The organism is Bradyrhizobium sp. 154 (assembly GCF_023073875.1).
Taxonomy (GTDB): Bacteria; Pseudomonadota; Alphaproteobacteria; order Rhizobiales; family Xanthobacteraceae; genus Bradyrhizobium.
Genome location: NZ_JADPKG010000063.1, coordinates 1 through 9,583 on the forward strand (window position 1 = coordinate 1; position 9,583 = coordinate 9,583).

General features: G+C 64.6%; 7 protein-coding genes. 4 read left to right on the forward strand and 3 right to left on the reverse strand.

Going from position 1 to position 9,583, the window contains the following annotated elements; genetic code table 11:
• Nucleotides 1-188 precede the first annotated feature (188 nt).
• Nucleotides 189-875, reverse strand: coding sequence for a DUF2848 domain-containing protein (locus tag IVA92_RS16970; protein WP_247276047.1), 687 nt, complete (start codon nucleotides 873-875; stop codon nucleotides 189-191).
• Entirely contained in the window at nucleotides 868-2,217 is a 1,350-nt protein-coding gene (locus IVA92_RS16975) for an amidase (RefSeq protein WP_247276048.1), read from the reverse strand. Before IVA92_RS16975 ends, IVA92_RS16970 begins: the two co-directional genes overlap by 8 nt.
• Nucleotides 2,218-2,395: 178 nt before the next feature.
• Here IVA92_RS16975 and IVA92_RS16980 point away from each other — a divergent pair, with 178 nt between their 5' ends.
• From IVA92_RS16980 to IVA92_RS16995, 4 genes are all read left to right on the forward strand, one after another.
• A complete protein-coding gene (locus tag IVA92_RS16980; RefSeq protein WP_247276049.1) occupies nucleotides 2,396-2,809 on the forward strand; it encodes a Zn-ribbon domain-containing OB-fold protein in 414 nt (137 codons plus the stop codon).
• A 3-nt stretch (nucleotides 2,810-2,812) separates the two neighbouring features.
• Complete coding sequence (locus IVA92_RS16985; protein WP_247276050.1) at nucleotides 2,813-3,952, forward strand: thiolase; 1,140 nt, start codon at nucleotides 2,813-2,815, stop codon at nucleotides 3,950-3,952.
• A gap of 107 nt (nucleotides 3,953-4,059) precedes the next feature.
• Entirely contained in the window at nucleotides 4,060-4,974 is a 915-nt protein-coding gene (locus IVA92_RS16990; protein ID WP_247276051.1) for an SDR family oxidoreductase, read from the forward strand.
• A 115-nt stretch (nucleotides 4,975-5,089) separates the two neighbouring features.
• Entirely contained in the window at nucleotides 5,090-6,256 is a 1,167-nt protein-coding gene (locus IVA92_RS16995) for an SMP-30/gluconolactonase/LRE family protein (RefSeq protein WP_247276052.1), read from the forward strand.
• 93 nt (nucleotides 6,257-6,349) lie between these two features.
• Here the strand turns inward: IVA92_RS16995 and ppc are convergent, their stop codons facing one another.
• A complete protein-coding gene (ppc, locus tag IVA92_RS17000; protein WP_247276053.1) occupies nucleotides 6,350-9,148 on the reverse strand; it encodes a phosphoenolpyruvate carboxylase in 2,799 nt (932 codons plus the stop codon).
• Between the last annotated feature and the right edge of the window lie 435 nt (nucleotides 9,149-9,583).

Below are 9,583 nucleotides of genomic sequence, written 5' to 3' on the forward strand. Positions count from 1 at the left end.
TGCAGATAGTTGCGCTCAATCGTCCGGTCATAGCTGTTGTCGCGCATCGGATCGTCCTCCGCTGGAGCGATCCAATCAGCGAATTAGTGAACATGCACAATTGCGAGGAGCCCTTGCGACGAAGCAATCCAGACTGCCACCGCAGAACAATTCTGGATTGCTTCGCTTTGCTGACGGTGAGGAGAGAGTTAGCCCCTCACCGGCAGCGTCACCACGTCATACCCATGCCTGATCGTTCGCTTCAGCACGGGATCTTCCAGCTCGAATTCGAACCGGTCGGCAGGGCGGATGCCGCCCTTAGCGGCGAAGGTGCCGCCGAACATTGCGCAGCCGTCGGGCAGCTTCCCGCCCGGAAAGCCGCGTGCGATGAGCTCAGTGACCGGGAGCATGGCATCGAGGGTGCCCTCCTGATAGAGCATGCGCTCGCCGTCGATCGTGGCGTAGGAGCGCAGGATCATCTTGTCCCAATGGCCGACGACGTCCTCGAGCTCCCACAGCGTCGACGCGATCGGCTTGTCGCACATCTGCTTGGACACTGTGACGTTATAGGCCTCGACCTTGCGGTCGGTGTGATCGGAGCCGCAGCCGACGAAGATGCGGCCCTGCCACCCGAGCAGCACGAACTCGACCTCGCCGGACGAGTCGCCGCCGGTGCATTCGATGCGGTCTTCCATCGTCAGCCGCCGCGCCGAGACGCGATAGTAGATCGGCGTTGAGGCCGGCCGGGCGATGCCGACGGCCTCGAGCTCGGCGATGTGCTTGTCGCGCGCGACCGGATCGCGGCCGGTCCAGCCGGCGATGAAGGCCTGGTCGATCGCCAGCGTCAGCGGCGTTGTGGTGTCCTGGGCGTCGACGGTGAAGGTCAGGTCAAACACGGATTACGGCCTCCATGCCGGCAGCAAGTTCGAAGATGCGGCGGTCGGTCCCGCCCGCCCCCGCCAGCATCAAGCCGACAGGAACGTGGCCCTCGCGATGCGCAGGCAGCGAGATGGCGCAGCCGTCGATCAGGTTGATCAGGCTGCAATTACGCAAGGCGCGGATATTTTCGCGGGCGAATGCCTGGTCGTCGGCGAGATCGGCGATTTTCGGCGGTGTGTTGGGCGTCGTCGGCAGCACCAGGGCGTCATAAGGCGCAATCCGTGCATTGACGCGGGCGATCAGCGAGCGCCGCTCGTTGAGCAGATCGATGTAATCGGCCGCGCTCTGCACCTCGCCGCGCATGATGCGCACGGCGACCCTGGGATCATAGACGTCGCCCTTCGCGGTGATGAGATAGCGATGCCAGGCATAGCTTTCGGAAGCTGCAAAGCCGCCTTTGGCGTTCATCGGGCCGATGTCGTGGAATTCAGCCATTTCGATGCGCTCGACCATGGCGCCGTGATCGGCGAGCGCCTTCAGCGCGCGCTCGAAGGTCTCGGAGACCTGTGCATCGAGGTCGTCGAGCGCGATCGTGGTCGGCACCGCCAGCCGCAAGCCCTGGATCGGCCGCGGCTTGAGCGGAACGATCGGCTCGTTGGCCAGCACCGCGTCGAGTATGGCACAGCAACTGACCGATCGCGCCAGCGGCCCGATGCTATCGAGCGAGAACGACAGCGGCACCGCGCCGTCGAGCGGCACACGGCGCTGCGTCGGCTTGTAGCCGACGATGCCGTTGAAGGCGGCCGGAATCCGGCAGGAGCCGCCGGTGTCGGTGCCGAGGGCGCCATGCGCCATGCCATCGAGCACGGACACTGCCGCGCCCGAGGACGAGCCGCCGGGCACATGGCCCTCCGCCCGGTTCCATGCGCCCTTCGGCGTCCCATAGTGCGGATTGATGCCGATGCCGGAATAGGCGAACTCGGTCATGTTGGTGCGCCCGATCACGACGAAACCGGCTTTGCGCAGCCGGGCCACTGCGACCGCATCCTGCTCGGCCGGTGAGGAATCGTCGAGCGCGCGGGAGCCGGCGCGCGTCACCTGGCCCCTGATGTCGAAGAGATCCTTGATCGAGATCGGGATGCCGGCATAGCGCGACGGCGCGGCCTTGGCCTTGCGCAAGCCGTCCATCGCGTCAGCGGCCGCGAGCGCAGCATCCTTGTCAACATGGATGAAGGCGCGCTGGCCTTCGCCGGCCGGATCGGCGATCCTGGCGATGCACGCCTCGACCAGCTTGCGGGAGGTCGTGCGGCCGCCTTCGAGGTCTCCGGCGAGCTTCGCCAGTGTCGGAAAATCGGGCATGTCTGTCTCACGGAATATTGGCGCGCGCAATCTATAGCGCCGGCCGAGGTCGACACAAGCATTGTGCGCATGATGGCATGCATGCGCATTGCTGGACCGTTGACGCACTATAGTCGATTGTCGCATCAAGATCGAAACAGGCGGGCGCGAAGCCTGTCTCTTGGGAGGAGCTGCCGATATGGCCGAACCGCAGCGCGCGCGACCGAAACCGACGCCAGAGACCCAGCATTTCTGGGACGGCACGAAGGCGGGCGAATTGCGCCTCCAGCGCTGCGACGCTTGCGCGCATATCTACTTCCCGCCGCGCCCGTTCTGTCCGTCCTGCGCCTCGCGCAAGGTCTCGGTGTTCAAGGCGAGCGGCAATGGTTTTCTCTACAGCTACGTGATCAACCACCGTCCCGCTGCGCCCGGCTTCACGCCGCCTTACGCCATCGCCGTGGTCGAGCTCGATGAGGGGCCGCGAATGATGAGCAACATCATCGACTGTCCGCAGACGCCCGAAGCGCTCGAGCTCGACATGAAGCTCGAGGTCGCCTTTGAGAAGCTCGACGACAACATCACCCTTCCCGTCTTCCGTCCGGCGAAGGGCTAGGCCATGCGCAAGAACCAGGTTGCCGTTGTGGGCGCGGCCGAGACCACCGAGCTCGGTGTCATCCCCAACGCCTCGCAGCTCCAGCTCCACGCCGACGCGGCGCTCAATGCTATCGCCGATGCCGGGCTGAAGCTCTCCGACATCGACGGCTTTGCGACTGCGGTCGAAACGCCACAGCAGGTCTGCCATTATCTAGGCATCAAGCCGACCTGGGTGGACGGCACCTCCGTCGGCGGCTGCTCCTTCATGCTGCACGTGCGCCACGCGGCCGCGGCGATCGAGGCCGGTCTGTGCAAGACCGTGCTGATCACCCATGCCGAGAGCGGCAAGTCGATGATCGGCAAATTGCCGCGCTCGACGCCACCGGACAGCCTCAACGGCCAGTTCGAGGCGCCCTATGGGGTCTACGGCCCGCCCAGCATGTTCCCGATCCCCGTGCTGCGCTTCATGAAGACCTACGGCATCACGCACGAGCAGCTCGCTTCGGTCGCGGTGGTGCAGCGGGAATGGGCGGCCAAAAATCCGCGCGCGATGATGAAGGAGCCGATCACGGTCGCGGACGTGCTCAACTCGCGCATGATCGCCTATCCGTTCCGCCTGCTCCAGTGCTGCCTTGTCACCGACGGCGGCGGCGCGCTGATCCTGACCTCGGCCGACCGAGCCAAGGATTTTCCGAGGAAGCCGGTCTACATCATGGGCACTGGCGAGAGCGTGGAAACACCGATGGTCAGCCAGATGGAGACGTTCAATTCCTCGCGCGCGTTCAAGACCGCAGGGCCCCTCGCCTTCAAGGAGGCCGGCATCGCGCACAAGGACGTCGACCATCTCATGATCTACGACGCGTTTGCACATCTGCCGCTGTTCGGGCTCGGCGACCTCGGCTTCATGCCCTATGAGGAAACGGGCAAGTTCATTGCGGACGGCAACACGCGGCCTGGGGCTAAGCTGCCGCTCAACACCAATGGCGGTGGTTTGAGCTATATGCATTCGGGCATGTACGGCATGTACGCGCTCCAGGAGAGCGTGCGGCAGATGCGTGGCACCGCGCCGGCACAGGTGCCGAACGCGAAGGTCTCGGTGTGCCACGGCGTCGGCGGCATGTTCGCGGCGAGTGGCACGATCGTGTTTACGAACGAGAGGTAAGCCCTCGTCGTTCCGGGATGGTCCGAAGGACCAGACCCGGAACCTCGAGATTCCGGGTTCGTGCTTCGCACGCCCCGGAATGACGCAGACAACAGGAGAACACACGCATGAGCAAATCACTGCAAGACAAGGTCATCATCGTCACCGGCGCAGGCCGCGGCATCGGGCGGGAGATCGCGCTGCTTTGCGCCGCGGAAGGCGCTAAGGTCGTCGTCAACGATCCCGGCGCCGCCGCCGACGGCGCCGGCTCGAACACGGCGCCCGCCGAAGAAGTGGTCGAGGAAATCAAGAAGCGCGGCGGCACTGCCGTTGCCAATTTCGAGTCGGTGGCCGAAGCCATTCCCGCGAGCAAGATCGTGAAGACCGCGACCGATCATTTCGGCCGGCTCGACGGCGTCGTCAACAATGCCGGCATCCTGCGCGACATGATCTTCCACAAGATGAGCGTGGAGGCCTTCGAAGCGGTCATCAAGGTGCATTTGATGGGCTCGTTCTATGTCTCCCACGCCGCGGCGCGGATCTTCCGCGAGCAGGAGTCGGGCTCCTTCGTCCATTTCACCTCGACCTCCGGCCTGATCGGCAATTTCGGCCAAGCCAACTATGCCGCCGCCAAGCTCGGCATCGTTGGCTTGTCCAAGTCGATCGCGCTCGACATGGGCCGTTTCAACGTCCGCTCCAACTGCGTCTCGCCGTTCGCCTGGACCCGCATGATCGGCACCATCCCGACCGAGACCGAAGCCGAGAAAGCGCGGGTCGAGAAGATCAAGCAGATGGGACCGGAGAAGATCGCCCCGCTCTGCGGCTATCTGCTGGGCGATTCCGCCAGGGACGTCACCGGGCAGATCTTTGGCGTGCGCATGAACGAGATCTTCCTGTTCAGCCAGAACCGTCCGATCCGCTCGGTGCAGCGAAGCGAGGGCTGGACGCCGCAGTCGATCGCGGAACACGGCATGCCGGCACTGAAGGGGTCGTTCTACAAGCTGGACCGCTCGGCCGACATCTTCACCTGGGATCCCGTCTAGCTGGATTCCAAGCTATTGCTGCATCGCGGTCTCCGGTTGTTCGGCCGGGATCGCCCGCTTTACGCCCGATTGCAGGCGGATGGTTTTCCTCCCAACAAAAAAATGGGAGGCGACTATGACGAAACCACTGACCATTTCTGCCGAATCCAGCGAACCCTCTCTCGCGCGCCGCACCCTGTTGAAGGGCGCGGCGGCCGCAGTCGCGGCGACGGGCGTTACCATGAACGCGGCCTTGGCAGCCTCCGTCGCGCCCTTGGGCCAGACAGGCGCGCCGACGAGATCGACGGCGCCGTTGCCCTTGGGACCACTGCCGGGCAGCCGCTATCCGGACTCCCACTTGGAATCCGCCAAGAAGGGGCCGCCATCCTTCGGGCCCTCCGGCTTTCCCGCCTTCGCCGGCACCATGGCCGTCGAGCGGGTCGCCACCGGCTTCCGCTGGGCCGAAGGTCCGGTGTATTTCGCCGCGGGGCGCTACCTGTTGTTCAGCGACATTCCGAACAACCGCATCATGCGCTTCTCCGAGGATGACGGTCACCTCAGCGTCTACCGTCAGCCCTCCATGAACTCGAACGGCAACACCATCGATCGCGAGGGACGCCTGATCACATGCGAGCATAGCGGTCGGCGCGTGACGCGGACCGAACTCGACGGCTCGATCACCATCATCGCCGACAAGTTCAACGGCAAGCGGTTGAACTCGCCCAACGATGCGGTGGTGACGGCCGATGGCGCGATCTGGTTCACCGATCCTGCCTACGGGATCGGCGGCTTCTATGAGGGGATCAAGGCCGAGCCCGAGCAGGACAAGAAGAACGTCTACCGGGTCGATCCGAAGTCCGGAGAGGTCAAAGTCGTCGTCGACGATTTTGTGGAGCCCAACGGGCTCGCTATCTCGCCGGATGAGAAGAAGCTCTATATCTGCGACACCGGGTTCACCGATGGGCCGGACAACCCGTCCCATATCCGCGTGTTCGATCTCGACGTGACCGGGGGGAAGGTGTCGAACAGCAAGGTCTTCGCTGAAATGCCAAAACCGAGCATCACCGACGGCGTCCGCTGCGACACCGAAGGACGGGTCTGGTGTTCGGTGGGCTGGGGCGACCCGAACGAAGACGGCGTGCGCTGCTATACCCCATCGGGCGAATTGCTCGGCAAGATCCATATTCCGGAAACAGTCGCCAATCTGTGCTTCGGCGGCCAGCAGCGAAACAGGCTGTATATTTGCGGCTCGACATCGCTCTATGCCGTCTACACCAGCGTGCAGGGCGCCATGAAGCCGTGAGATAGTGCCGTCATTCCGGGGCGGCTCGAAGAGCCGAACCCGGAATCTCGAGGTTCCGGGTTCGATGCTTCGCATCGCCCCGGAACGACGACGTCAACCCGTATTCCTCAAGCCAGCCGAGATGCCGTTGATGGTGAGCTGGATCCCGCGCAGCACCTGCTCGTCCGGGTTCTGCGCGCGATGCTCCTTCAAGAGCTCGACCTGGACGTGGTTGAGCGGATCGAGATAGGGGAAGCGGTGGCGCACCGAGCGCTCCAGCAGCGGATTGCTTTGAAGCAACCGGTCCTGGCCCATGATGTCGAGCAGCGTTTCGATGCAGGAATGCCATTCGCGGCGGATGCGGCCGAAGATTTTTTCCCGCAGGGCTTCGTCCGGCACGAGCTCGGCATAGCGCGAGGCGATGGCGATCGAGCTTTTCGCCAGCACCATGTCCATGTTCGAGAGCAGCATGCGGAAGAACGGCCATTCCTGGTAGAGCTCCTTCAGGAACGGCATGCCCTTGTCGGGATGCTCGGCGATCCACTGCTCGACCGCGCTGCCAAAACCGTACCAGCCCGGCAGCATCAGACGGCATTGCGCCCAGGAGAACACCCAGGGAATGGCACGAAGGTCCTCAATCGCGCGCGTCTTCTTGCGCGAGGCCGGGCGGCTGCCGATATTGAGCGTCGCGATCTCGTTGATCACGGTCGATGACCAGAAGTAGTCGACGAATCCATCGGTCTCGTAGACGAGGCCGCGATAAGCCCTGAAGGCAAGGTTCGACAATTCGTCCATCGCGGTCAGATATTCGCGGCGCGGCGCGCTCTGGCGCGGATTCAGCAGACTCGCCTCCAGCGTCGCTGCGGCGAGGATCTCCAGATTGTAGCGGCCGACCTCGGCGTTGGAATATTTCGACGAGATGATCTCGCCCTGCTCGGTGATGCGGATCTGGCCGTTCACGGCACCGCCGGGCTGCGCGATGATGGCATCATAGCTCGGACCGCCACCGCGACCGACCGAGCCGCCGCGGCCGTGGAACAGGCGAAGGCGCACGCCGTGGCGCTCGAACACGTCGACGAGGCCGATCTCAGCCTTGTAGAGCTCCCAGCCCGAGGTGACGAAGCCGCCATCCTTGTTGCTGTCGGAATAGCCGAGCATGACCTCCTGCACGCAGCCGCGGCTGTCGACGAGGCGGCGGTAATCGTGCAACGACAGCATGCGGTCCATGATTCCGGAGGAGGCCTGCAAATCCTCGATGGTCTCGAACAGGGGGACGATATTGATGGCGCTGCGGCCGGAGGGATGGACGAGGCCGACCTCCTTGAGCAGCACCGCGACCTCGAGCATGTCCGACATGCCCTTGCACATCGAGATGATGCATTGGGGAATCGCGTCCGAACCGAACTTCGCATGCGCTTCCGCGGCAGCATGGAACACGTTGAGCTCGCCCATGGTCTCGTCGCTGTACTTGACGAATGGCGAGACCAGCGCGCGCGTCGAGCGTAACTCGTTGGTGAGCAGCGAAATGCGGGCGTCCTCGCCGAGCGCGAGATAGGACATGCCGGGGTTGGCAGCATCCATCAGCTCGGCAATGGTGCGCTCATGCACGGCAGAGTTCTGGCGGATGTCGAGCCGCGCCAGATGGAAACCGAAGCAATCCACCGCGCGCCGGAGCAGCCGCAGCCGGCCGCGGGCGATGACGCGGGCATTGTTCGAGATCAGCGAGCGGTGCAGCACGTCGAGATCGGCTTGCAGCTCCCTGACGCTCTCGTAAGGCTTGCCCTTGCCGACCGGCCGCCGCGTGATCTCGACTTCCAGCTTTTCGGCGGTCGCGGTAAGGCGCGCATAGATGCCGGACACCGCGAGGCGATAAGGCTCGCCGCTTCGGTGTGGCGAAGTATCCGGCGAGCGTTCCGCCAGCGTGCGCAATTCCTCGGAGACATCGGCGAGATGCGCGGCGATCGACAGCTCGGAGCCGAGCACGTGCAGCTCGTTGAGATAGAACTGCAACACCCGGCTGGACTGCAGCCGCAGCGTGCCGCGCATGACGTCGGCGGTGACGAAGGGATTGCCGTCGCGGTCGCCGCCGATCCAGCTGCCCATGCGCAGAAACGAGGCGAGCTCGCCCGCCGCCTGCTCGCCGCCCTCCTCCAGCCGATCTTCGAGCGCGTTGATCAGGCGCGGCACCTCGCGCAGGAAGGTGTAGTCGTAGAACGCCAGGCCGTTGGCGACCTCGTCGAGCACCGTGAGCTTGGTCCGCCGCAAAAGGTTGGTCTGCCACAGCGTCAGCACCTCGCGGCGGAGCTGCTCGTCGCTGGCGGCGGCCTCCTCGGCGGTCAGGGCGACGCGCTCGCGGCGATCGAGCAGGGCTGCGATCTCCATCTCGCGGTCCATGGTGCTCTTGCGGCGGACCTCGGTCGGGTGCGCGGTCAGCACCGGACTGACCAGTGCGGTCTTGAAGAAATTGCGCAGCGCGTCGGGGCCGATGCCCGCCGCCTTGGCATGGACGAGCGTTTCCGCCAGCACGCCGGAGCCGCCGTTCTTGCCCGCGGTGCGGGCGCGCATCTGCCGGATGTTGTTCTGGTCCTCGGCGATGTTGGCGAGATGGGAGAAATAGCTGAAAGCGCGGACGATCCGCACGGTCTCGGAGATCGACATGCCATCGAGGATCTGCTCGAGCTCGCGGCGGGCGAGCCGGTCCTCGTCGCGGTGGAATCGGATCGAGGTCTGGCGGATGCGCTCGACCAGTTCGAACAATTCGGCGCCCTCCTGGTCGCGCACGGTATCGCCCAGGATGCGCCCGAGCAGGCGGATGTCGTCCCGCAGGCGCGCCTCCGCTTCCATCGCCTGGACATCCTCGGGACGGTTGGGGCGATGCTCGGTGGCGTCGGATGGTATGGTCTGGAGGGACATGGCTCGCTCCTCGGTTCGAGCTCGCTTGGATGCCCGGCACGAGCGAGTGTGCGATATTTTTCTGCCGCAGTGCAAGATGAACTTGGTGGCGGCGCGGCAACATGGCTGACCGTGGCAGGATGGGTCTTGCAGAGCGGCGCGCACACGTTCTCGGTCTCGCGGCGCAGGCGCCCGAGGTTTGCTATCCGTCTTCACCCTCATCGAGAAGAGAGGGCGCAGGGAAGGCCGGGCGCCGGCTGGCACCCAGGGTCCGCACGCGAGAAACGCACGCGGGGTGACCACAGGTGACGCCGGGACATCCCGGCCTTCCCTGCGCAATGGTTTTACGGCTTATGGCGCGCTCTTGTGTCTGGGAAATCTGCCAGAATGTGCAAACGGGCGGTTCTCGCAAAACCGCCCGTTGCTGGATCTGAGCCCGGTCGCGCTCAAAGGCCG